The organism is Paenibacillus tyrphae, assembly GCF_024158745.1.
In the GTDB taxonomy this organism is placed as follows: domain Bacteria; phylum Bacillota; class Bacilli; order Paenibacillales; family NBRC-103111; genus Paenibacillus_G; species Paenibacillus_G tyrfis_A.
Map to the genome: position 1 here is coordinate 1 of NZ_JAMZAW010000006.1, position 24,011 is coordinate 24,011.

At 47.1% G+C, this 24,011-nt stretch carries 25 protein-coding genes; 18 read left to right on the plus strand and 7 right to left on the minus strand.

What is annotated here, in order from left to right; translation table 11 throughout:
* Positions 1-658: 658 nt before the first annotated feature.
* From NI000_RS10455 to NI000_RS10510, 12 genes are all read left to right on the plus strand, one after another.
* Complete coding sequence (locus tag NI000_RS10455) at positions 659-1,636, plus strand: HNH endonuclease (protein WP_253410214.1); 978 nt, start codon at positions 659-661, stop codon at positions 1,634-1,636.
* A 19-nt stretch (positions 1,637-1,655) separates the two neighbouring features.
* Positions 1,656-1,973, plus strand: coding sequence for a nucleoside triphosphate pyrophosphohydrolase (locus NI000_RS10460; RefSeq protein WP_253410216.1), 318 nt, complete (start codon positions 1,656-1,658; stop codon positions 1,971-1,973).
* 101 nt (positions 1,974-2,074) lie between these two features.
* Positions 2,075-2,254 (plus strand): hypothetical protein, encoded by a 180-nt coding sequence (locus NI000_RS10465; protein WP_253410218.1) that lies wholly within the window; start codon positions 2,075-2,077, stop codon positions 2,252-2,254.
* Positions 2,255-2,287: 33 nt separating this feature from the next.
* Complete coding sequence (locus NI000_RS10470) at positions 2,288-2,554, plus strand: DUF6953 family protein (RefSeq protein WP_253410220.1); 267 nt, start codon at positions 2,288-2,290, stop codon at positions 2,552-2,554.
* Positions 2,555-2,618: 64 nt separating this feature from the next.
* The gene (locus NI000_RS10475) at positions 2,619-3,146 is read left to right on the plus strand and encodes a hypothetical protein (RefSeq protein WP_253410222.1); all 528 of its coding nucleotides are present in this window, start codon (positions 2,619-2,621) and stop codon (positions 3,144-3,146) included.
* Between the two features lie 118 nt (positions 3,147-3,264).
* Positions 3,265-3,456: a hypothetical protein gene (locus NI000_RS10480; protein ID WP_253410223.1), complete on the plus strand. Its 192-nt coding sequence runs from the start codon at positions 3,265-3,267 to the stop codon at positions 3,454-3,456.
* 436 nt (positions 3,457-3,892) lie between these two features.
* Positions 3,893-4,420 (plus strand): hypothetical protein, encoded by a 528-nt coding sequence (locus tag NI000_RS10485; protein WP_253410225.1) that lies wholly within the window; start codon positions 3,893-3,895, stop codon positions 4,418-4,420.
* A gap of 41 nt (positions 4,421-4,461) precedes the next feature.
* A complete protein-coding gene (locus NI000_RS10490) occupies positions 4,462-4,647 on the plus strand; it encodes a hypothetical protein (protein WP_253410227.1) in 186 nt (61 codons plus the stop codon).
* A 429-nt stretch (positions 4,648-5,076) separates the two neighbouring features.
* Positions 5,077-5,481 (plus strand): hypothetical protein, encoded by a 405-nt coding sequence (locus NI000_RS10495; protein ID WP_253410230.1) that lies wholly within the window; start codon positions 5,077-5,079, stop codon positions 5,479-5,481.
* 433 nt (positions 5,482-5,914) lie between these two features.
* The gene (locus tag NI000_RS10500; RefSeq protein WP_253410232.1) at positions 5,915-7,543 is read left to right on the plus strand and encodes a dsDNA nuclease domain-containing protein; all 1,629 of its coding nucleotides are present in this window, start codon (positions 5,915-5,917) and stop codon (positions 7,541-7,543) included.
* Complete coding sequence (locus NI000_RS10505) at positions 7,530-8,072, plus strand: ABC-three component system middle component 1 (protein ID WP_253410235.1); 543 nt, start codon at positions 7,530-7,532, stop codon at positions 8,070-8,072. Before NI000_RS10500 ends, NI000_RS10505 begins: the two co-directional genes overlap by 14 nt.
* Positions 8,069-10,726, plus strand: a complete 2,658-nt coding sequence (locus NI000_RS10510; protein WP_253410237.1) for an AAA family ATPase — start codon at positions 8,069-8,071, stop codon at positions 10,724-10,726. The genes NI000_RS10505 and NI000_RS10510 overlap by 4 nt, the downstream gene beginning before the upstream one ends.
* 10 nt (positions 10,727-10,736) lie before the next feature.
* Here NI000_RS10510 and NI000_RS10515 read toward each other — a convergent pair whose 3' ends face one another.
* Both NI000_RS10515 and rlmD read right to left on the minus strand, forming a co-directional pair.
* Positions 10,737-10,997: a hypothetical protein gene (locus tag NI000_RS10515; RefSeq protein WP_253410239.1), complete on the minus strand. Its 261-nt coding sequence runs from the start codon at positions 10,995-10,997 to the stop codon at positions 10,737-10,739.
* Between the two features lie 444 nt (positions 10,998-11,441).
* Positions 11,442-12,920: a 23S rRNA (uracil(1939)-C(5))-methyltransferase RlmD gene (gene rlmD, locus NI000_RS10520; RefSeq protein WP_253410241.1), complete on the minus strand. Its 1,479-nt coding sequence runs from the start codon at positions 12,918-12,920 to the stop codon at positions 11,442-11,444.
* A 168-nt stretch (positions 12,921-13,088) separates the two neighbouring features.
* Here rlmD and NI000_RS10525 point away from each other — a divergent pair, with 168 nt between their 5' ends.
* The 4 genes from NI000_RS10525 (at position 13,089) to NI000_RS10540 (ending at position 17,484) form a co-directional block, all read left to right on the plus strand.
* The gene (locus tag NI000_RS10525; RefSeq protein ID WP_253410714.1) at positions 13,089-14,039 is read left to right on the plus strand and encodes an ABC transporter ATP-binding protein; all 951 of its coding nucleotides are present in this window, start codon (positions 13,089-13,091) and stop codon (positions 14,037-14,039) included.
* Positions 14,036-15,133, plus strand: coding sequence for an ABC transporter permease (locus NI000_RS10530; protein ID WP_253410243.1), 1,098 nt, complete (start codon positions 14,036-14,038; stop codon positions 15,131-15,133). The genes NI000_RS10525 and NI000_RS10530 overlap by 4 nt, the downstream gene beginning before the upstream one ends.
* A gap of 230 nt (positions 15,134-15,363) precedes the next feature.
* A complete protein-coding gene (locus tag NI000_RS10535) occupies positions 15,364-15,591 on the plus strand; it encodes a hypothetical protein (protein WP_253410245.1) in 228 nt (75 codons plus the stop codon).
* A gap of 123 nt (positions 15,592-15,714) precedes the next feature.
* Positions 15,715-17,484: a B12-binding domain-containing radical SAM protein gene (locus tag NI000_RS10540; protein WP_253410247.1), complete on the plus strand. Its 1,770-nt coding sequence runs from the start codon at positions 15,715-15,717 to the stop codon at positions 17,482-17,484.
* Between the two features lie 79 nt (positions 17,485-17,563).
* On the opposite strand, the gene NI000_RS10545 is transcribed toward NI000_RS10540, so the two are convergent.
* The 4 genes from NI000_RS10545 to NI000_RS10560 form a co-directional block, all read right to left on the minus strand.
* Positions 17,564-18,529: a type I phosphomannose isomerase catalytic subunit gene (locus NI000_RS10545; RefSeq protein ID WP_253410249.1), complete on the minus strand. Its 966-nt coding sequence runs from the start codon at positions 18,527-18,529 to the stop codon at positions 17,564-17,566.
* A gap of 135 nt (positions 18,530-18,664) precedes the next feature.
* Entirely contained in the window at positions 18,665-19,237 is a 573-nt protein-coding gene (locus NI000_RS10550; RefSeq protein WP_253410251.1) for a class I SAM-dependent methyltransferase, read from the minus strand.
* Between the two features lie 363 nt (positions 19,238-19,600).
* The gene (locus NI000_RS10555; RefSeq protein ID WP_253410253.1) at positions 19,601-20,188 is read right to left on the minus strand and encodes a hypothetical protein; all 588 of its coding nucleotides are present in this window, start codon (positions 20,186-20,188) and stop codon (positions 19,601-19,603) included.
* A gap of 74 nt (positions 20,189-20,262) precedes the next feature.
* A complete protein-coding gene (locus NI000_RS10560; RefSeq protein WP_253410255.1) occupies positions 20,263-21,243 on the minus strand; it encodes a TIGR01212 family radical SAM protein in 981 nt (326 codons plus the stop codon).
* 230 nt (positions 21,244-21,473) lie between these two features.
* Between NI000_RS10560 and NI000_RS10565 the strand changes: the two genes are divergently transcribed.
* A complete protein-coding gene (locus tag NI000_RS10565) occupies positions 21,474-21,917 on the plus strand; it encodes a WGxxGxxG family protein (RefSeq protein ID WP_253410257.1) in 444 nt (147 codons plus the stop codon).
* A gap of 177 nt (positions 21,918-22,094) precedes the next feature.
* Entirely contained in the window at positions 22,095-22,835 is a 741-nt protein-coding gene (gene trmB, locus NI000_RS10570) for a tRNA (guanosine(46)-N7)-methyltransferase TrmB (protein WP_253410259.1), read from the plus strand.
* A gap of 55 nt (positions 22,836-22,890) precedes the next feature.
* On the opposite strand, the gene NI000_RS10575 is transcribed toward trmB, so the two are convergent.
* On the minus strand, positions 22,891-24,009 hold the full coding sequence (locus NI000_RS10575) for an MGDG synthase family glycosyltransferase (RefSeq protein WP_253410261.1): 1,119 nt from the start codon (positions 24,007-24,009) through the stop codon (positions 22,891-22,893).
* Positions 24,010-24,011 lie beyond the last annotated feature (2 nt).

Below are 24,011 nucleotides of genomic sequence, written 5' to 3' on the forward strand. Positions count from 1 at the left end.
AAAAAGGATACATTAAAAAGTGTCCTAAGTAATGCTATCGGAGGATAATTGCATGCTCTGTGCTAAAAAATTGAACCCATCTTTAGACATTTGGATTCTTTGATATGTAACTCCAGTTATCTTTACTTTCTCTACTAATCCAAAGCTCATTAAGTAAAAAGGAAATTTAAAAATAATATGTGGATGAAACAAGTACCTGCTCATTGAATTGCCACCTTTTTTCCTTTAAACATAGCACTTTGTCGAAAAAAATTATCAATATTTTTCCGGAATGTGAAGGATGATGCAACAAATAATCGGTTTAGAACGTATAGCCTTGTAATATAGAGTGGCGATCATGCGTTCGATAATTGATTAGAGAAAAAATTGAAAAATTAATGTAATTTGGTTTTTTTTACTTGAAAATAAGAGAGAGAGAATTTTGCGCTCGCATTTTCCGAAATATAAAAATTATTCCAGAAACTATTCGTGATAACATGTGGAAACTATTTTTGTTTGTTTAAATTAATTGACAGAAGATAGACTAACTAAAGACGGCAATATGTCTTGGGTTCTATTTTCTGTTTTTTTCTACCTTTTTCGACTTCTGTCTTATGAAATATGTGGTATAATTTTACTATTAAGACAATTTGAAAACTAAGACTATAGAGGGAAAGATATGACATTTCTTGAGAAATGGCTCTATATTATCCGCAACTGTTCGTTTGACAATAGTTATAAAGCAGCATGGGCCAAGGCAATCACCGAAATTGCAGTTGAATATGATTCTCACCAACTAATTGGAAGAACAATGCAAATTGGACTTGAAGACATTGCTAAGAAGGTGATTAGATACTACTTCGAGCAAACGATCTTTTTTGATTTAAAGCAAAGCCCCAACCCTAATAAGCCGCCGAAGATCGTATCCTTAGTGAAGGAGTTAATTGTTGAGTACCAGAAAGTAACTCAAAGCGCTCAACCGGTTAAATGGTTTCGGTCTAACATTGAGGTAATTTGTAAGATGCAGTATGAAAAAACGGTAAAACAAGTGAAAACAGCTTTGAAAGCTGATGTAAGTTACCGATTTCTGACTGTTGAAGGAAAAGTGGTTGACGATGTTTACAATTACGAACGGAACGCAGATTTCTTATATATAGCTACTGATAATATGAAAGAGCTGAAAGAAAATAGTTTAATCGTATTTGACGCGATCAATTACAGATGGTCGCAAATGCTTGAAAATTTCAATCATTCGCCGCGCATATGCAAGAAGGTAAAGATTATTGATGAAGATAAAGTCAGGCGTAAACCATTGACTAAATATTTTCAACTTATTGCCGCAGAAAACCCAGACCATATTTGTTTTCACTGTGGGAATAAAATCATTGATGGGACTCCCGCTATTGACCATGTAATTCCTTGGTCGTATTTATATAGCGATGACTTATGGAATTTGGTCTATTCTCACCAAACCTGCAACTCAAGCAAATCAAATGTCATTCCAAGCGAAACAACGATACAGAGACTGGAAGAAAGAAATTCAAGGTTGCTCGCCATATTTATAAACCAGGGACAAACAAATAAGCATGTTTCAGAGCTTGATATGGCTATTAACAATGGCCTAGTCAGAAAGTTTTGGATCTCATGCCAAGGGTAGTCAGAGAGGAGAACGTAGGATGATTGTTTATAACAAGTTGGTAAGAGACAAGATACCGCAGATCATTGAAGCGTCAGGGAAACAAGCTGAAATTAGAGTTTTGGATGATGCCGAATACAAGAGAATGTTGAGTATTAAGCTTCAAGAGGAGCTCGATGAATTTATTGAGGCTGGGGAAGCTGAGCAAATAACGGAATTGGCTGATTTGGTTGAGGTTGTTTATGCAATATTAGAGCAAAAGGGGATCAGTATAGAGGAGTTCGAACGAATAAGGCAGGAGAAGAAAGAGAAGCGCGGTGGATTTGGGGACAGGATACTGCTTGTTAATGTTGAGTAACCTGTAAGGTTTTACATGGAAAGAGGATAAACTTTTCCGTTGGAGTGGAGCTGGATTTATCTTGAGCAATAAAAGTCTGAATTTATGGAGGGAATTGTATCATGTCAGATAGTAGTTACGTTCACGAATGTTCATGCGGTCGTAAATGGAAAGTCACCAAACATAGAATTGCAATGAGAGACAAAGATAGTGAAAGATGCGACTGTGGCGCAGTTATTGTTAGTTGGAATGGTGGCGTTATGTATAATGCAAAATTGATTGAAGATACCAAGAAGCAATAATAAAACACGGATTTCATGAGGAGATGAAAGTTGATGCATAAAGAAATTGCTCAGTGGCTTTACGATAAAATCATTTCTGAAGGTGGAGTTTATCAACTTGAAGCCGTACATGAGATATCTGAGAAATTTGGAGAAAAATATACTTACTACAATGACAATGGCAATCTTGCGATTGACAAAAAAATAACAAGGGAATTTCGTAAAATTAATCAAGGGGAAATTGTTTGGGATCGCGAAGAATACCGTTGGTTATATATTGGTGACGAAGAAGAAACGAAAAAAGCTATCGACAGATTGTAAATAAAACGGAGATTTCATGAACTGAATTGACAGCGAATGAAAACTGCTAAGGAGATGAATATAGTTGAACACAAGAGAAGAAGCCGTTAAAGGTATTTTGGACTTCTTGCAATCTGATAAAAGGTCACTGCTTCTTACTGGCACTCATCAATATGAAAAACACAGATTGATTATGCACATTTTAAAAGAATACATATCAGACAGGTCGAAAGTTCTATTTCGTGCAAATTATATGCAAAACATCGGTTCGTTTTTCGATGAACACTCAAAGGATTTCAAAACAGGAATAGGTTATAAACTTGGGATACATACTTTATATTTCGACAGTATCAAAAAGACGAGTTGGAATAACACTGGAATGGAATATGATTTTGCTATCTTATATCCTCTTGACAATGTACTTAAAAGTAAGCAGCGGATCGAGATACTTGATGACTTATTTGAAACAAGAACCATCAATAAGTTGTTTTTGGTATCTTGGACTGATAATTTGTCCTATGATTACTCCGAACTAAAAGATTATTATGATCAGCATGTTGTTTTCGATGTGTTAGAAGAAAATCTTGAATACCACCAACGATTAGACATTTGACTAACACGGAGTATACGGTTATATGCGATGATGATCATCCGACCATGGCAATCGACAGTTCCGAACTGTTGGATTATGTGAAGTGAATAAAAGATTGGTTTCATGAGGGGGAGAATCAATGGAGAGATTATATGAAGTTAAGTATAGAATAGTAAAGAGTTTTACTATGAGAATATGGACTGAAGAAAATGATGAATTAAATCTTAGAAAAATTATCAAAGAACGAATATGTAGAACTAATGAAGTTGATATTGAGAAAATAAAAATCATTTCAATTAAAGATGTGACTGTAACGACAGAATCCGAATAAAATACTAGTTTTAAAGTGAAATGAATGACCCCTCGGACTACTAGGCTTGGATTTTTCCACACCACAGAAGGGAAGACCCACTTTTGAAAAAATGGATATGTTTCGGTTTTTGCTTAGGGATTAATATTGTATCAGGTTTCATTTTTTTACCACTTCCTTCCTGCCTTTTATGTGATGACGATAGATGTTTTTACTGTTAATCCAACTAATCCATTAAACTTAGGTAATCTTTATATGACCATATACCCCTTATCATTTTTAGTCTCGTTTAGCTGTTGGAATGCATACCAAAAAGGAAAATTTAAGCAAGCTTATATACTTGCAGCTCTTCCTATTTTTTGGCTCACACCTATTTTTTTGTTTATCTTTGTTTATGCAATTTTTGATTCAATCTTTTAAATTTATGACTGAATAAGATAAACGGGGTGTTATGTTTATGAGCGAATTTAGTGAGAGTTATCATTTGAAAACGAAAAAACAAGAAGATGTTGTTGAATTACTAAAAAAAGCAGAGAAAAAAGGTTATGTTTTTGAGGAAGCTAATGGGTGGGTTACATTTGTTTGCAATGGAAACCAATTTCAAGTTGATGAAGAGATTGTTTCACACAATCAGGGAATCTTACTGCATTATATCTATGCTGGAGATCACTGTTGGGAGTTGAAGATATTTAAAAAGAATGTACTAGTATTTGATTATAAATGTGAGTGGACAGATGAAATATATATTGAAAAAAATCTATACGATATCAACGTCATAAAAGAATTGGTTCTACATCCAGAAGTCTTAGTTGATGACATCGAAGCTATTTTTATAAATGAACATGAAGATGTAATTTTTGGCAAGATTCCTCCTGCACATCAATTTTCTAACTTAATTGGCTTAGTAAATGTAGATTGGGTTTCTTTTGATTATTTAGAGGGTCGTGAATTGGAGGATGGCATATTTACTGTAAATAATACTTGAATATAATAAAAGGTCAATTTCATGGTAAGGGGATACGTTAAATGAATGATTTTACAACCTTCGAGCATTTTATGGCAATGTATTACATGAACTATAATGAAGCTCCTACTCTAGCAAATCTTATTACACATATTCAACTTTACAAGACAATGAAAGGTGATACCTTAACTGACGAAGTAATTGAGCAAATAAAAAAACTTAAAGAACCAAATTCTCTTCAGAATTAAACCAGATATTGGATGATTACGGACATGAGATTTCGATAGAGGGATTTCGAGAATTGATTGATCCCTTTGTAAATGCGTTAAGTTCGTAGATATACGTTCTTATAGGGAGCGACAAAAACTTTATGATATCACAATATAGTTCTAATCATACACACATTACAGGGGACTTTGGAGAATATTTAATGATGTACTGGTTCTCCAAAAACGGCTACGAATGTGTTCTTGTGCGTCATGTTGGGATTGATATTATCGCAAGTAAGAATGATGAACGAATTGGGATTTCAGTAAAAAGCAGAAGTAGAAAAGAAGGAGCAAAAAATTTTAAGTACCTTTATCTGTCATTGAAAAATACGCTTCTTCGCCGTTATAAATGCGAACATCTGTCAATACTGGAAATTAAAAGCCCAGTAGAGGACGAGGTGTTTTCATATGTTTGCAGCAAATTTAAAGGAAGGCCAACTCGAGTATCTGCTTCACATTCCGGAGCCGTGGTATATCGATCGCGTCGATTTCAGTCTGGAGGCCAAACAGTTAGACGTGTATGTCAAGTTTCGTAAAAGAGCCTTGTTCCCTTGCTCGAATTGTGGGGCGCCGGACCAACCCGTTCGGGATATCGCCAATCATGATCGCACATGGCGTCATTTCAACTTCTTCGAATATCTGAGTTGCATTCATGCTGAGCTTCCCAGAACGAATTGCGGCAAGTGCGATACCATTACCCGAGTAAACTTACCGTGGGCCTTTCGGGTCATTGAAACGATCGGTACGGTTCATGATGGCCCTATCGGTGAGAAGCTTGCGGACAAGGATTACATCTTAGTAAATGACCGATGAGGTGTTCCAAGATAACAAGTAATATCCCGTATGACGTTCGAGGTTTCCACTTTCCTGTTCTTTAAGGAATGTGGGTTCACAAGCGTTACATTCTCTTTGATACGGGTTACAAAATACTGCTTCTCCGCGACATATTGATCAAAACGCTTGATCTTCCCGTAAACGGCTTGCCGAGTACCGGCAAATCTACGTCATCCGCAGCTTTAGCGAAGGAACCGTCGTATTTTTATCCTTTCTGGACTCAACGCGGTATTTTACATATATCACCTGTCAAAGGCGAGTTCAGATTCCCCCGAAATTTCGATACCCAATTTATTCGAGGAAAAATGAATCAAAAGTAACGGGTTCGTCATCATTCGACAATTTTTACAGAAATACTGCGGTATAATCGTATAAAATGTCTTATGTAAAGGAACTGACTCTTATGCATAGAATGCGGATAATGCAGGCTCTGTCTGAGCCTGTTGAAGCGGCTCCTGAGATCAATAGTGTTGTTGCTCGTGTGAAAACAGACCAAACAGCGCTTCTAAAGGAAATTTTGTTGGCAGTAGAACCCGAAGAAATTGGTGGGAGAACGGCTTTGGCTGGTTTTTTCTATCAGTTTTTGGTGACAATTGAGTACATAATTGAGGTAATGGAAGGCAAATGGGACTTCGTATCTGTAGAGCTGCATGAAGATATTATAGTGGGAAAAGATAATGTAATTCGATTTGTTCAAGTCAAGACAAGTAGTGAGACAGATTTAAGAGTTAGTAAAACTGGCATCTACAATCGATCCCCTTATGAAAAAGATGGAAATATCCACAGATTGCCTGATAGTTGGGTTGACAAATTGCTCTTAAAAGCTCGTTACTTTCCTCAGGATCAGGGCTTTAACACTCAATTTGAGTTAATCACTAGTTTTGTTGTAACTCCTTCACGAGATGTCGATGTTTCAACACACTGTAAAAATTATAATTTTAATAACAGGATTCCCATTAATGATCATTTGCTAGGTCGTTTGTCCAGTCAAATGTACGATAAAAAAAACCAAAGTTCTTTTGATTATCCAGCAGTTTGTGGTGAGGAAATTAGTTCGCTTCTTTCCAGATTTAATATTTGCAAAAAAATAGATTTATTAGACAGCTATGATTTTGTCAGTCTACTTCTATACCGACTAAGTGAAAAACTTGAACCTGGAATACGGGTGTCTGTCGAAGACCTACAGTGGTTAATTGGTGCATTAATGGAAAAATGCCAAGCAATTGGCGATAACATGGTTCTATATATAGATAGAACAGAAGTAGAAGGAATCAGACAACAACTTCATGATAGAGCTATGAAAACAGTTGGTGAGTCTGTTAGGAGACATAGCAGCATAGAAGTTGTTGATCGCGTGTTTGACCAATTGCTACATGAGATCCGATCTGTAAATTTATATGAAGATTTAGAGCGTGAGGTTCACGCATATAAAGCCCACTTGATAGAGTGGGTAAGTGCAGGTGGAACGATTCGAAATTTACTAAATCGCTATCTAGATGGAAGGAAATATTCTAACAAATATCGAGAAATAACTGAACATGATCAAATTACAAAACTACTCGAATTGTTTAATTCTGCATTACTTCTAATATTGATAAATGAAGAAATGCTCCGTATATCATTAAAACATCAATCTTTGTTAGTAAAAGAAATGGGAACTCAGCTACTCTCATTTCTTAGTCTTAACCGAGGTGAAACATTAGATATTGCAGTTGATAAAGTACGTAGTATTTTTACAGATCCGGAATCGTCAGTTGATATACTTTTACATCCACCTTCAACAGTGCTTTTACAGGGTCGCTTTACTGGTCATAACGGTCCGTCAAGATCGGTTACGATTTGCGAGGAGAAGCCAGAATTATCGGAATTGCCGCAAGACGACTCACTAGTTAATCTTAAAATTGTACTCAACTTCCTCCCAGGGGGGAAATTGCTTGAACAGTATGACAATATTTACGTCTTCAACACTATGGAGGAGTTGAAAACACACTTAAAAGATCTTTGGAGACAATTAAAGGAGGCTCCAGATGGAAGCTTATAATCATGCTCTTCATAGATTATCTGATGTAGGTTTCGAAGCTGTCTCTAATATTACAAGCGATAAAATGGGGATAAAATGTTTTAGTAACAGTTCAAAGTTTGTTATTTTACAAAGATGGGAAGTCACGACTACAATTCAAGGAGTACTTGCAGAGGCTGCTTTTTTAAGAGACAGTTTGTTGCGGAATAGAGTGAATGCTTGGAATGCTTATTACCTAATCTGCGAAGCTGGAAACAATCCAATTAGTGAAGAGACGGTTTATTCAATAGAAAGAGAACCAACAGCTCTACGTAAATATGTCATTCGGTCCGCATTAGACCTTCAAAGGGTACCTTTTCTAGATCCGACACAATCAATGAAAAAAGAAATTTCAACCGAAGTACTTGATTCAATAGAAATGACTGAGACGGTTACTCGATTGATCGAGTATATCCGTAAACATGATGGCGAGCGGCGGAAGTTGAGTCAAAAGGAATTAGAGACGGCCATTATTGAAATAGAAAAGATGGACGGAGGTATTGTTCAGTGAAACTCCAAATGGTACGTATTCAAAACTTCCGTAAATATTTTGGTCTACATGAGTTTGATCTTAGTAAAGAAATAACAATTTTTTATGGGCCAAATGGTTATGGCAAAAGCACTTTTTTTGATGCTTTAGAGTGGTGCATATCTGGTACAATCCATAGATTCAGTAGACAAAAAGATTTTAGCGACAAAGATGTGATTTGTTTTCAATGTGACGAACGAGAAGCTATATGTTCGGTTGAAATCGATTTTGCAAATCATAAATTAGCTAGAGGTTTTAGAGTAGTTGATGGAATACCCCTTAATATGACGGTTTCAGTCACTAAGCCTGATGGTTCAATTATTCGCGGAAAAACTCTAGTAGATCAATTTTTAAGGAGAGCTTCCTACCTTAAGGCAGGTCGCACTTTGGTAGGGGACTTAATAAAACAAACTCATATATTGTCACAGGATCAAATTACAGATTTCATTTCTCATGATGATGCAAAAGAAAGATTTGAAGCGCTTGCTGATATTATGGGGCTGAAAAGCGTTTTAAGTCTCTTGGATAACATGAAATCGATTAAAAGTAAATTACAATCACAAAGTTCAAAAATTGAGGATACGATTCAGAGCCTAAATTCTGTAATTGACAAACGAAGAGAGGACTTAGTGTCCTACGATTCCTCATATATAAAAAAATGGTCTGATGGTTTAGCTATTTCATCCGATTTAGACCATTTACAGGTTCGAGTTCCTAAAATACAAGAGGAGTTGTTGTCGCGCTCAGGGTTTATTAGTCAGAAAGTGGATAGATTAGAGATATTACATGGATTAGGGTATAGTATGATTCAAGAATGTGTAGATCGTAAAAATGAACTGGCAAAAGAATTAGAACTGCATAATGAACAAACAGAGAATGCCCAGAAATTACTTACTCAAGTTAATATGGTAATTGATTCACTTAGCGGTGACAAAGTTCATTATGATACATTAAGAAGATTGGAGATGGAAGAAAAGGAATGTTTGGAGATCATAAAAAGGGGTTCAAAAAATGATGTGCCTGACACTCTAGAACTAACAAAGTTACTATCACAAAAGAGAAGATTAATAACCAAGCATGATACTGCCCTATTATATATTCAGGAATATCAAGAACTAGAACGACAACTTGCAACAATCCCCGCACTTAAGCAACAACAATACATAAAAGTTAATAAACTCCGAAAGCGACGTGAGCGGCTACTTACATTATTGAGTGTAGTAAATAATCGTTTATCACATCATGCCAATGGGTCTGTTATAAATCTTGTTGCGAATGTTCAAAATATATTTGATTATCTAAAAAGAGAACAAGTTCATGATGGAATTTGTCCCGTATGTTCCGTTGACCACGGGGATCAACTTGAACATCGAATTCAAGAGTCAATCCAAAAACATAATGAAAATCTAAAGCATTATACAACTGTTTCTGAGAGCTTATTGAGTCGAAAAAAGCGATATGAAACTCGTCTTCAGCAAACAGAAAAAGAACAAAAAGTTGCCCAAGACAAAGACAAAGAATACGAGCTTAATCTTAACAATAGCAATGATCGTCTGTCACAGATTAAACAATTTGAAGCCTTCCAGTTGGAATTGTTTAATCAACCTTTCCAAAAAATCCAGCAATCTAGAGAATTAATTCAAAATGAAATCAATAATATTGAGGCAGCAAAACAGGCTATTGATAAACTAACACAAGTCAGACTAGATTTAAATAATCTAAAAAGTACTACTGGCCTGTCAAAAGTTTATACTGAAAAAGAAGCTGAAGCAAGACTTCAGCGATTTCAACGGGCGCTAGACCGCATAAATAATTATATTTCATTATTAAATCTGTCAAGGGATAAGATTATCTCTGGAATTAACTCATTAAATGGAGAATTATTGAGTCTTCAAGAATCTGTTACTCAAGATGAGTATGAAATATCATTGAGCCTACTGATTAGTCAACATAAGACAGAGTTACAGAAACTACAAGAAGAATACGCAGCAGCAGCAGCATTTGTTCAATCTATTTCCACCAATCAAAGAATCCAGGAAGATATTCAAAAACTGCAAGATAGCCAGAATAATAAGGCTCAGGAAGCTTCTATTGTAACAGCAAAATTAGCGGAGATTCAGACATTCCTAGACGAGGCAGGAAATCGACTTGGTACCACAGCTAAAGACATGTTGAACCAGTCATCATCCTCCATACAAAAATACTTCCGTTACTTGAATCCAATGCCTATTACTGCTCCTATTCGGTTCGAAGGAGACGATGATGAACTAAAGATCATGGTTCAGACTTCAAGTGAGAATAAACCACTATCTAATGTTCAGTACACACTTAGTTCTGGACAACTAAACGTACTGGCTATTTCAATTTTTCTTGCAGTGAATCAATCTCAGCGAGTAAGTATTCTTGATTTTGTAGCAATTGATGATCCAATTCAAAACATGGACGATGTAAATCAGTTTTCCATATGTGACGTACTTGGAACGTTATCCAAACAGCTTTTTTTTGCGACACATGATTATGAGTTCGTAAAACTCTTTATCAAAAAAAATGAACACCGAAAAGATGAAATCCAAGTCTATATAATTGATTCTCCGCTGCTTACGGAGAAAAAAATCAAACGGCTGACATTTGAATAATAAATATATCTTAATCGATTATTCCTATACGTTTTAATGCTGCCATACAAACAGAATCAATTAGCGTGTCTGCCGTGGCAACATATTTATTGGCTTCTATTATTGTTTTATATTTTAATGGAAACAACTTTGTGACCTGATAAGTATTAAAGTTATCAAGAAGTTTATAAGCACAAGAATCATCCAAAGCATCCACTTTGTATCCTAGGACTTGCCGTTCTATTAAGTCACATTTCTCTGCTTCATCGAGATCATCCCACTTGATTTTCAATTCACCCTCTCCTTTGTCTTTATTGGGATTTATGACAAATGACGATACAAAATGAGTTGCGAGACTGCATGGCGGAGATGGCTAAAACACAATTAGTTCATTATGTCGGTCATCGACAGGAAAAAAGCCACATCCTCATATTAGAGTATAATTTCATTCATGAAATTATACGGCGTGAATGAATGCTTTATGCAAATTTAAGTGTTCATCCACGATATACGAAGGCCACCTTCTTTAATACTTACGAAGGTGGCCTTTCATATACTCAAAAGGGGAGCTTATTGGACAGACCTGCTGTTGGTTAAAAATCGCTCGTCAGATCTTCCCATTTCAAATCCAGCACAACCGAAACTTTAATGGTATCTCGCAACACCTTATTTTTATAGTCGTTCTCATCCTGTACAAAGGAGAAATACTTCGCCGAAAACTGAAAACTATAGACTTCTAGGTATCGACCCGGCACATCCTTACCACGCACTCCACATGCGCCGTCTGCGGGAACATGTCCACCGGCTGAATCCAATCCAGCCGGTAGCCCTGCTCAAGCAGCACCTGGCAGTCCTTCGCCAGGGTGGACGGATTGCACGACACGTAGACGAGTCGTGCCGGCTTCGCCTCGGCGAGCGCGAGCAGCAGCGGGCGCTCGCAGCCGGTGCGCGGCGGGTCGACCACGACGACGTCGGGGCGGATGCCGCGCTGCACCCATTCGGGCAGCAACTGCTCGGCACGCCCGACAAAGAAGCGGGCGTTCACTGCGCCGCTCGCCTGGGCATTGTCCCGGGCGTCGTCGACCGCCTCGGGGATAAGCTCGATGCCGCGCACCTCGTGGGCGTGCGGGGCGAGCCAGAGCCCGATCGTACCGGTGCCGCAGTAGGCATCGACGACAAGCTCTTCGCCGGTCAGCGCGGCGGCTTCGCGGACGGCGTCGTACAGCTTCACCGTCTGCTCCGGATTCAGCTGGAAGAAGGCGCGGGGGGAGAGGGAGAAGCGGATGTCGCCGAGCGTCTCGTCCAGCCGCTCCTTACCCCATAGCACGGTCGTTTTCGCGCCAAAAATGAGCGGAGAAGCTTCTCGATTCAGATTTTGCGCGATGGTCGTCACCTGCGGCAGCTCGTCGCGGATGCGGCGGATGAGCCGTTCGCGGTCGGGAATGCGGTCCGCCGCGGTGATGAGCGTGAGCTGGATCTCCCCGGTTTGCCGGCCTACCCGGGCTACGATGGTACGGATGACGCCTTGACGGGTCCGTTCGTTGTATACGGGGATGTCCAGCTCGCCAAGCAGCTTGGCGACCGTCTCCGTGACCCGGTTGATCGCCGGATCGTGTATGGCGCAGCCGGTAATGTCCACGAGCTTATGCGTGCCGGGGGAGTACAAGCCCGCAACGACCTTCTCTCCTGCGCGGCCGAGCTGCAGCTGCGCCTTGTTCCGGTAGCTCCAAGGGTTGTCCATGCCGAGAATCGGCCGGATCGGGGCCGTTTCCATCCCCGCGTAACGCCGGAACGCTTCACGTACCAGCTCCTCCTTGGCATGCAGCTGAGCCTCGTACGTCATATGCTGAAGCTGACAGCCGCCGCAGCTGTCGTAGATGGGACAGGGCGGCTTTTGGCGGTGAGGCGAAGCCTTTTCCACCTCGTCCAGCTTGGCCGTAATGTAGCTTGGTTCGACCTTCGTCACCGTCGCTTTCACGACTTCCTCCGGCAGCGTCCCGTCGATGAAAACCGCCTTACGCTTGTAGTAGCCGACGCCCTCGCCGTTAATGCCGATCCGTTTGATCGTGACCACGATCCGGTCGCCGGCTCTCAAATCCTCTGCCGTCGCGGGCCGGCTTGCCGCAGGCTTCTTCCCACTAGGCCTGCGTGCGGCTTCCGATCTTTTTCCCTGCGGGCGCAAAGAATCGCGGTTCTTTTTCCATTCAGTGCTCATGCCGTTCTCTCCGTTTCTTGTCAAATCGCTGTTCTTACTATACCATGACCGGGCCGGATTGGCGAAACGGGCTCCGTGCTTAAGATTAGGCATCCCGGTCGGCCGGATGGTATACTCTAGCTGTAGCTTTTTCCAACAACGCCCCCAAAGGAGCTGAAGATGTTGCCGATGGCGGAAACGATGATTAAGGCGGACGGTCTAGTTAAACGGTACGGGGATTTTACGGCCGTAAAAGGCGTCCATTTCGAAGTATATCAAGGCGAGGTGTTCGGGCTGCTCGGACCGAACGGCGCAGGCAAGACGACCACGATGGAAATGATCGAGGGGCTCCGGCGGCCGGATGGAGGGCATGCGATTGTGGCAGGCTTCGATACCCGGACGCAGCTGAATCAGGTCAAGCAGGTGATCGGTGTCCAGCTGCAATCCACCTCGCTGTTCGATCTGTTGAAAGTGCACGAGATTGTCCGCATGTACGCCAGCTTTTACCCGAGCTCCGTCCCGATCGAGCCGCTGCTGGAAGATATGATTTTGCAGGAAAAACGCAACGACCGCGTCAAAAACCTCTCCGGCGGGCAAAAACAGCGTCTGGCGATTGCGCTGGCGCTTGTGAACGATCCGCAGGTGGTCTTTTTGGACGAGCCGACGACAGGTCTGGACCCGCAGGCCAGGCGGATGCTGTGGGACATTGTGCTGAGGCTCAAGGAACGCGGTAAAACGATCGTGCTCAGCACACATTACATGGAAGAAGCACATACTTTGTGCGACCGCATCTGTCTGATGGACAGCGGACAGGTGATCGCGCTCGATACACCCCGGAATCTGGTCCGTAATCTGCAATCCGACAGCGCCATCGAATTCCGGCTGGAAGGCGCCGACGCTTGGAGCGAGGAGCGGCAAGAGGCTGTAACGGAAGCGCTGCGGGAAGTAAGCGAGGTGAAGCAGGTGGATCAGCGCAAAGACATTTTCGTGCTGTATACCGACCATCTGCAAACCTCGCTTGTCGATCTGATCGCCCGGGCGGAAGGGCAGGAATGGCGCGTGCAGGAGCTGCAGACCCGGACGGCCACGCTGGAGGACGTCTTCATCCACATGACGGGAAGGAGCTTGAGGGAAGCATGAACGCTTACATTCATCTGACGCTTGCCCAACTGCGGCTGTTCGCCCGCAACCGGCAGGTGCTGTTCTGGACGCTGCTTTTTCCGATCTTCTTCATGGTCATGCTTGGCTCGTTCCTGGGCAAAGGCAATCCGGTCTCCGTCACCGGCGCCATCGTCGATGAGGACCGAACGGCTGCTTCCGAAGCGCTGATGAAGGCACTGCAGGACAACCCGATCCTGCGGGTGAACGCGGCCTCCGATTTAAATCCCGAGCTGGAGACACTGAAACGCGGCGATTACCAGCTTGTGCTCGTCATTCCGAAGGGCTATGAGGAACAAACGAAGCCCGGCAGCACAGGGGTGGCCGCTGCGATCAAAGTGTATTACGACGAAACGAATGCCGCGACCTCGCAAATCGGGTTGCAGGTGCTGGCTCCGGTCATCGACGGGATCGACAAGAAGCTGTCGGGCTATACGCCGAAAATTACGATCCGGCCGGAAGGCGTGCAGTCGCTAAAGCTCAGCTATATCGACTTCCTGGTGCCGGGCATCGTCGCCATGATGATTATGTCCAACAACCTGAACGGGGTGGCGGGGCAGATCGCTTCGTGGCGGGAGAGGGGCATCCTGCGGCGGATGCAGAGCACGACGCTAAAAGCTTCGACGTTTATCGCTTCGCAGATTACGGCACGGCTGCTATTGAACGGCTTACAGGCCGTCATTGTGCTGGTCGTCGGCTCGCTCTTTTTCGGCACGCAGGTGAACGGGTCCTGGCTGCTGCTGCTCAGCTTTATCGTGCTCGGGACGCTGGCATTCATGTCGATCGGTTTTATCATTGCCGGTTTGGCCAAAACGCCGGAGAGCGCCGGACCGATCGCCGGTTTCATCTCGTTTCCGATGCTGTTTCTGGGCGGCGTCTTCTTTCCGATCAAAAACATGCCGGAGTTCCTTCAACCGATCGTTAAGCTGCTGCCGATCTCCCATCTGACGACGGCGCTGCGTCAGGTGATGAACGTAGGAGCGGGACTTTCCGTCGTCTGGACCGAAGCGGCGCTGCTCGGCGGTTGGCTCCTCGTCGCGTTTATCGTGGCAAGCTTTACGTTCCGGTGGGAATAAGCCGGCCGGGACTCCGGTCCAGGCCGCAGCTTTGACAGACGGCGCCGGCCCTTCCGCTCGAAAATTCCACATTTTTTTCTTAAAAATGGGAAATACTATGCTCATCTCGCTGCATATATAGAGGAAAGGAGAAATTTAACCTTTTGTTTATATTCTCCTAATGTTGTCTTAATGTTTGCCCGGTAACATGAAGACAATAATATTCGATGCGAAGGGACGATTTTTAGATCATGATTTTGTACCAATTGGCCAAGAGACTGGCGGAGCGCAATCGACTGCAGGACAATATCGAGCGTTCCGAGGGCAATATCGAAGCATTGGTAACGCAAAAGGAGCAGGTGGAGGAGCAACTGTTGACCCAGGCCAACATGTGGAAGGAAGAGGGGCAGGACGAATTTATGCTTGCTGCGCTGGCCCCCGAGCCGGACAGCCTGCCTGTCAACGAATCTGTGTATTAATTTTGGGAAAATGGGACGTCACGTTCCATTTTCTTTTTTTTGTGTTCGGTTCCGTTTCGCGGTAGAATAGGGATACTGTTCAATACGATAATGGATAAGTAAAGAGGTAGGTACCAAATTCCCATGAAAAATATTGTCTTATCGACGTTAAACGCCAAATATATTCACACTTCGCTCGCGCTCCGGTATTTGAAGGCGTTCAGCCAGCACGATTTTCCCGGCATCCAGATTGCCGAATACACGATCAAGGACCCGGCGATGAATATCGTGTCCGACATTTACCAGCGTAAACCCGACGTTGTCGGCTTCTCCTGTTATATCTGGAACATCGAAGAAACGATCGTCGTGGTCAGCATGCTCAAGAAGATCATGCCTGAGCTGATTGTTGTCCTGGGCGGTCCAGAGGTTTCCTACGATACGGAGTATTGGATGAACCGGCTGCCGGAAGTCAACTTCATCGTCGTCGGGGAAGGGGAGGAGACGCTCCATCACCTGCTGACCGAGCTTGAGGGAGACCGCGCTCTGTACAGCGTCTTCGGCCTCGCCTACCGCAACAAAGAGGGACGGGTCGTCATTAACCCGCCGCGGCCGAAGCTGGCCTTGGACGATATTCCGACGCCGCATCGCTTTGCGGAAGATGTCCCGAGCCTGGCGAATCGGGTCGTTTATTTCGAGACGAGCCGCGGCTGTCCGTTCAGCTGTCAATTCTGTCTGTCTTCCATCGAGGTAGGCGTGCGTTATTTCGATATGGAGCGGACCAAGAGCGACCTGCTTTATCTGATCCGATCCGGAGCGAAGCTGATCAAGTTCGTGGACCGGACGTTCAACATTAAGCGCGATTACGCCATGGAAATGTTCGAGTTCCTGATCCAAAACCATAGCGGCTGCGTGTTCCAGTTCGAGATTACGGCGGACATTATGCGGCCGGAAGTGCTCGATTATTTGGCGGAGAATGCGCCGCCCGGCATATTCCGCTTCGAAATTGGGGTTCAGTCGACGAACGATTTGACCAACAGCCTCGTCAAGCGCCGCCAAAACTTCGCCAAGCTGACCCGTACGGTGACGAAGGTGAAGGAAAGCGGCAAAATCGACCAGCATCTCGATCTGATTGCCGGGCTGCCCGAGGAAGATTACAATTCGTTCCGTAAGACGTTCAACGACGTTTTTGCCCTCGGCCCTGAGGAATTGCAGCTCGGGTTTCTGAAAATGCTCCGAGGCACCGGGATGCGCCACGATGCGGAAAAATACGGCTACCTCTACATGGACCATGCGCCGTATGAAATTCTCGGCAACAAGATTTTGCCGTTCTCGGACTTGGTGCGGATCAAGCGGGTAGAGGATGTACTGGAAAAATACTGGAACGCCCATCGTATGGATCATACGGTCCGGTATTTGATTGAGCGCGAATTTACGTCGGCGTTCGACTTCTTCCAAGAGTTCGGCGATTATTGGGAGGAGCGGGGCTGGCAAAAAATCGGGCACCAGCTTGAGGATTTGTTCACCCGGCTTCATGCGTTCCTGAAACATCGCGGCACGGCCAAGCTCGACGTCATCGAAGGCTTGATGAAGCTGGATTATTTCCTGAACCACAAATACAAGCCGCGCAAAATTTGGTGGAATTTCACCTTGGACAAGCCTCGGCAGTCCGATTATTTGCGGCTGCTTGCCGAGCAGCCTGAAGCGGTATCCGGTTCGTTCGCCGCACTGGGCATCGGGGAGAAGGATCTGCATAAGCATGTGATGATCGAAAAGCTGCCGTTCCGGCTGGACCGTTACTTACAAAGCGGAGAGCTGGACCGGACGAGCGAGCAGCTGCTCATCGTGTACTTCCCGCCGGACGCTTCGGCCAAACCGCAGCCGTTCACGCTGGCACTGGAGCCGACGAGCGCCTGAATGCGTAGGCCATAATGAAAGACCACCTCTTCTTGACGAACAAGACGAGGTGGTCTTTGTTTTTTATGTCCGCTTAAATCTACGGCAGGTAGCTGCGCAGGACCGTCATGCTGCCCTCAAGCGAATAGCTGCCAAGGCTGGCCGGCAGCAGGTAACATTCGCCCGGTTTCACGTTCAGCTCGCCGTCGGCCCAACGGATCGAACCCGTGCCTTCGCAGATGATGTGGATCACGAAGCTTTCCGGTGACGTTTGCAGCGGCCACCGGCCTTCGACGCGGCCTTTTTCCGTCACGAAGAACGGGGAGCGGGCCAGGGTCAACCATTCGCCGGAGGCGTTCAGGTTTGTTTTCATATACGTAGCGCCCGAGTTTTCGTAGGCGATGACGTTCAAGGAATCTTCAATGTGCAGCTCGCGCGGCTTGCCATCCAGACCGAGACGGTCGTAGTCGTACAGCCGATAAGTGCTGTCCGAATTTTGTTGAATTTCGGCGACTAGCACGCCGGCTCCGAGCGCATGTACGGTGCCTGCCGGGATATAGAAGGAATCGCCCGCTTCCGCGGTAACTTCGTTCAAGCAGTCCAGGATGCGGTTCTGCTCGATAGCTTCAGCCAATTGCTCGCGGGTAACGCCGTCTTTCAAGCCGTAAATGATTTTGGCGCCCGGTTTGGCGTCCAGAATGTACCACATTTCGGTTTTGCCCAGCTCGCCTTGCGGCAGGCGCTCGTAATGATCGTTCGGGTGCACCTGCACGGACAGGTCGTCCTGGCAATCCAGCAGCTTGATGAGCAGCGGGAACCGGCCGTTTTTCTCGGAAAAGCCCTTGCTGCCGAAAAACTCGCTCCCGTACTGCTCGCGGATTTGATCGAGTCCCATGCCGGCCAACTCGCCGTTCGCGACGGTTGTCGTTCCATTCGGGTGATCGCCAATCATCCATCCTTCGCCGATTTTGCCTTCCGGCAGTTCGAGTCCGAACTGTTCGAGCGCACGTCCGCCCCATACTCTTTCTTTAAATTCAGGCTTGCATTGCAACGGATACGGCTTCATTACTCTCCACTTCCTTATCCTAGTCGGCCGGGTTTACCGGAGTACACCGGGCCTTTCATTTTTTTCTATTTTGCATTATATCAATCCGCTCCGCGTTTTGCTATAGCTAAAAGTACTGAAAGCTTGGGCATCACACTATCTCTTTTCGATGGCGATAAGGTAAGGCGGGTGGTTGATCTGATTCATAAAACGATACTGCAGCGTCTGAAAATGCTTTTGCGGCAAGGAGGCAGCCCAGCGCTCGACCGCGGCCGCTTCCTCCAAGCCTCCCTGATGGCCGGTGTACAGCACGATCGTAATAATGCCGCCGCGTCGAATAAGCTGAGCGGAAGCTTCCAAGGCGGCCAGCGTTGACGCCGGTTCGGTCACGGTATCATGATCGGCTCCGGGCAAGTAGCCAAGGTTAAACATCACGGCCCCGATACGGCCATGATTTTCTTCGGGGACGGCCTCCAGCACCGCTTCATGGCTGCTGAGGTGAAGCCGGACATCGCGGCCGGGACATTCCTGTTCAAGCCGCGAAGCCGTACGGTCCAGCGCCTGCTGCTGGATGTCGAAGGCGTGCACGGTCCCGGAAGGCCCGACAAGCCGAGCCAGAAACGCCGTATCGACTCCGCCGCCCGCCGTAGCGTCGACAACGGTTTCTCCCGGCTGCACCCGTTCTTCTATTAATTTATGTGCAAAGCTGAGTATGGAAATAAAGCCCAAAGGAGTAATTCCTCCTGTTACAGATAATGAAAAATAGTTGTTCCTCACGAGTATGAAGACATGGACAAGCGATGTCTGACTTCCAATAAAGTCCAATAGAGGAACAGCAATGCGTTATAAGCCGTAGTTGGATAAAATGTGGTAAATAAAGGAACTATGGTGCCTTAATACGACAAAAACAAGATACGCGACCCACATTCGACATGAGTAACACATCTGAGTTCCTCTATTGGTCTAGATCGCCTCTACCATAGTCCTATAACGCACCGGAAATGTCTTATTTGTCCAGGGCAAGGACAAATGTTGAAGCTATGAAGCTATGTAAGTCATGGAAGCATGCCTCGTCCTGGCTTCGCCGTGCTCCTAATTGCTTGCCCGTCCCGGCGGCGCCAGATCCCCATCGCCTGCCGGGCTCGCCGGCGTCTGAAACCCCGGCTTCGCCACGGCCGAGCCTGACGTCTCCGGCTCCGAGCTCGCCTTCGGCGGCTCGATCGGCCCCGCCGGCGGCGTCACCGCCTTGCCGCTTTCCGGCTCCGCGCCCCCCGGCTTCGCGGGGCTCGGCAGCTTCGCCGGCGGCAGCGCGGGCGCGCTCGGCGCCTTCGGCGCCACCGGCTGCTTCGCGGCAGCCTCGGCCCCCGGCTTCGCCGCGGGGCGCTCCGCGCCCGCCTGCGGCACCGTGCCGCCCGCCGGCGGCGTCGGCGCTTCGCTGCCTGCGGCTGCGCTGCCGCCCCCGGCTTCGCCGCTGCCTGCGCCGCCCGGGACGGCGGAGCCGACCGCCCCGCCGGGGGCGTTCGCCTCCGCCTTCGGCGGCGGTACCTTCGCCCCGTCCTCCGTCGGGGCGGGGGCCACATTGACCGGCGGCGTCGGCGTCGCCGGATCGTCCGTGCAGCCGGCTGCGAGACATGCCGCGGCCCCGAGCATGAAGCAAACGACTCTCCGTTTGCCGTTCATCGTTCCTCACTCCTCCCGCGGGCCGCCGGGTGCCGTGCGATCTTACCGGTCCCCGAGCCTGGCGCCTCCCCGGTTCAGGCCAAGCCCGAACCGGAACCTTGTGCGCCGTGCGGCCACTTTTTTCCTTGCCACGTATCGCGTCTGCGCAGCTCTTCGTCGAAGGCGTTGAGCACCTCCCACTTTTTCAAGCTCCACATCGGCCCGATCAACAAATCCCGGGGCGCGTCCCCGGTCAGCCGGTGAACGATCATCTCCGGCGGAAGAAATTCCAGCGTATCGACGACGAGCGACACGTACTCGTCCTTTTCCAGAAACCGCAGCAGACCGGCCTCATACTGCTTCACCATCGGCGTTTTGCGCATCAAGTGGAGCAGATGGATCTTGATCCCCTGCACGTCCATCCGTGCGACGGCGCGGCCGGTTTCCAGCATCATCTCGTGCGTTTCCTGGGGCAGACCGTAAATGATATGCGCGCAGACCCGGATGCCTCTGGCCCGAAGCTTCGCGACCGCATCCAAATAACACTGCGTATCGTGCGCCCGATTGATCAGCTCCGACGTCCGTTCGTGGATCGTCTGCAGGCCCATTTCGATCCACAAGTACGTGCGTTCGTTCAGCTCTGCCAAATAATCGATGACATCGTCCGGCAGACAATCCGGTCTTGTGGCAATCGACAAGCCGACCACGCCGGGCTGCTGCAAAATCGCTTCATAATATTCGCGCAGCTCCTCCACGGGAGCGTACGTATTGGTATAGGCTTGGAAATAGCCGATATACTGCGCTTCCGGCCATTTTTGATGCTGCAAATCGCGGATTTTGTTGAACTGCGTCACCAGATCGTCCCGGCGACTTCCGGCAAAATCGCCGGAGCCCCGCGCGCTGCAAAACGTGCAGCCTCCGGCGGCTATCGTTCCGTCGCGGTTCGGACAAGTGAATCCGGCATCCAGCATGACCTTGAATACCTTGCCGCCGAACTGCTCCCGCATTTCGTAGTTCCATGTATGAAAACGTTTATCGCCCCATAATGGCGGTCGGATCATTTCAGCTTGCTTCATAAGGCGAAACTCCTTTTATAAAAAATCGATAAAGCTCAAATAAACTCGGACCGGCTCTTTCGCAGAGCATTACAATATATATTGTACCGAAAAACGGCTTCAAAAGCGAACTTAGTCCTTGACAAAACCCTCCTGCCGGGGAACGGGATAAGAAAACAACGCGTGGCCTATGCTAAGGTTGCAAGGCGTTAAAAACCAATCCAGCTTGAGAAGGGAGAATCTTTCATACCATGAACAAGTTCGGGAAAACGGTGCTTGCGCTCGCTCTTACGGCTGCTATCGGTACGGGGGGGCAAGCCTTTGCGGAAACGACGGCTACGGGAACCGGGGCCTCGACTACGTATGGGACCACGGCGACCGGCACGACAACAACAGGCACAACGACTGGGGTAACAGGCACGACAGGTACGACAGGCGCAGCAACAGGTACGACTACAGGCATGACAGGGACTAATGGCTATAACTACAACATGCTGGACCGCATGAATACCTACACCGGTGCAAACGACCGCACGGGTTACGGATACGGCGGCAATTATAACACCAACACGTATCGTACGACCGCCGCTGCCAACAACAATGGCTCCAACTGGGGCTGGCTTGGTTTGCTTGGCTTGCTGGGGCTAGCCGGTCTGCGCAGCCGGAACCGCGACGAAGGCGAGTTCCGCAAATAACGGCTTTTTTCCGAATCGGCAAGCTTCATGACCGCTTCGCAAGATTAATCGGCATGTCGACCGGTCCATCCGCCCATACGGCACGGGCCGGTCTTTTCATTCCCGGTCTTCTGGAGTATAATCGACAAGACGAAAACGCGCGGTACGATGCGCAAGCGGTTGGAGGAAGGTTGATCTATGCGGTTAAGAGGACGTAAAGGAATCAGGGAAGCGTTGGAGGCGCAGCCGGAGCTGGTCGTGCTGGAGCCGGAACCGTACAAGGGCCGGTGGGCCGAGCTGTTCGGCAACGACCGTCCTATCCATGTGGAGCTCGGGATGGGCAAGGGGCGGTTTATTAGCGAGCTGAGCGCCCTCAATCCGCACATTAATTACATAGGCGTCGACATGTACGACGAGCTTGTCCGCCGGGCCGGCGAGAAGGCACATGCTTCCCGCGAGGAGCATGGCGGTGACTTGTCCAATCTGCGGCTCGCGCGTTTCAACATCGAGCTGATCGAAAATATTTTCGCCGCCGGCGAGCTGGAACGCATTTATTTGAATTTCAGCGATCCTTGGCCGAAAAAAAGACATGCGCGCCGCAGGCTGACTCATGCGAACTTTGTTCATAAATATCAGTCGATCTTGAATGAGCGGGGAGAAATTCATTTCAAAACGGATTCCCGTTCGCTGTTTGAGTTTTCGCTAAACTCGTTAGCCGATCTAGGTCTTCGCATGCGCAACATTTCGCTTGACCTTCACGCGGAAGAAGCGCGGACCGATTTGATAATGACGGAATACGAAACGAAGTTCTACAAGCAGGGGATGCCGATTTACCGATTGGAGGCCGTGATCGGGCAAGAAGCGCTGGTCGCGCATCAGAAGCAGCTGTCCGAACGGCAGGAGCCCGAGACGGGCGCAGAAGACGCAGCAGACCAATAAAACCATACGAAAAAGCCTTGTGCGCTCATGCGAGCCACAAGGCTTTTGCTTTTTTTTAGCGGGTCAGTACTTCCATGATCGCTTGGGAGCACTGGGTGGGATTGTATGCGCCCTCTTTTCGCTCCAGTCCCGCTCGGGCTTTGCGCATCTCGAACACCTTGTCGGATAGCAGCCGGAACCAATGATCCACCGTCTCCGCCGATTTGATCGGCTCCCCCAAGCCGTGCTGCATGAAGTACTGCAGGTTTTCCTCTTCCTGTCCCGGGATCGGCTTGTAGAACAGCATCGGAATTCCTTTGGCAAGCCCTTCCGTACAGGTCATGCCCCCCGGTTTCGTGATGAGCAGGTCGGAGACGTCCATCCATTTGTCGATTTCTTTGGTGAACCCGAGCAGACGGATGTTCGGATGCCGGAAACGCTCGTCCTCGGCCAGCTCCGCCAACGCCTTCTCGTTGTTTCCGAGACAGACGACTAGCTGGATCCGGTCGCGCCAAGTGGTTAAGTGCTGCAGGAATCCTTCGTCCTTCACCAGTCCCCAGCCGCCGCCCATAACGAGCACCGTAGGCAGAGTCGACAGGCCGAATCGGCTCCGCAGCTCTTCCCGGTTGTGCTGCTCCCAGAAGTTCGGATGAATTGGAATGCCCGTCACCTTTACCGTTTCGGACGAAATTCCGCGGCTGAGCAGCTTTTCTTTGACGTCCGGGGTCGATACCAGGTACGTGTTCACTTCGGGGCTGACCCAGGTGCCGTGAGCGTCGTAATCGGTGATCACGGTGCACAGCGGCACGTTCAAACCGGAACGCTTCAAGCGGGAGATCACCGCACTTGGGAACGGATGCGTGCATACGATCGTATCCGGACGCAGCTGATGGATGACCTCGGCAGCCTGCGCATAAAAGATACGATGAAGCGCAAGCTGGGTAAAACGGTTTAACGATTTTTTGTATTGGGAACGATACATCAGCCCGTAAAGCTTGGGTTGAGTCGACACGGTTTTGCGGTAAGCGGTAAGAATCCATGGAGCCAGCGTCGGATGCAGGAACGTGCCGAGCTCAAGTACGCGAGTCTGGACTTCGGGCGAGAGCATGCGAAGACTGTCGGACAGAGCGTGGGCCGCTTGCGTGTGCCCGGCGCCGAAGCCTTCGGATAATAACAAGACTCTCTTTTTACGCATAG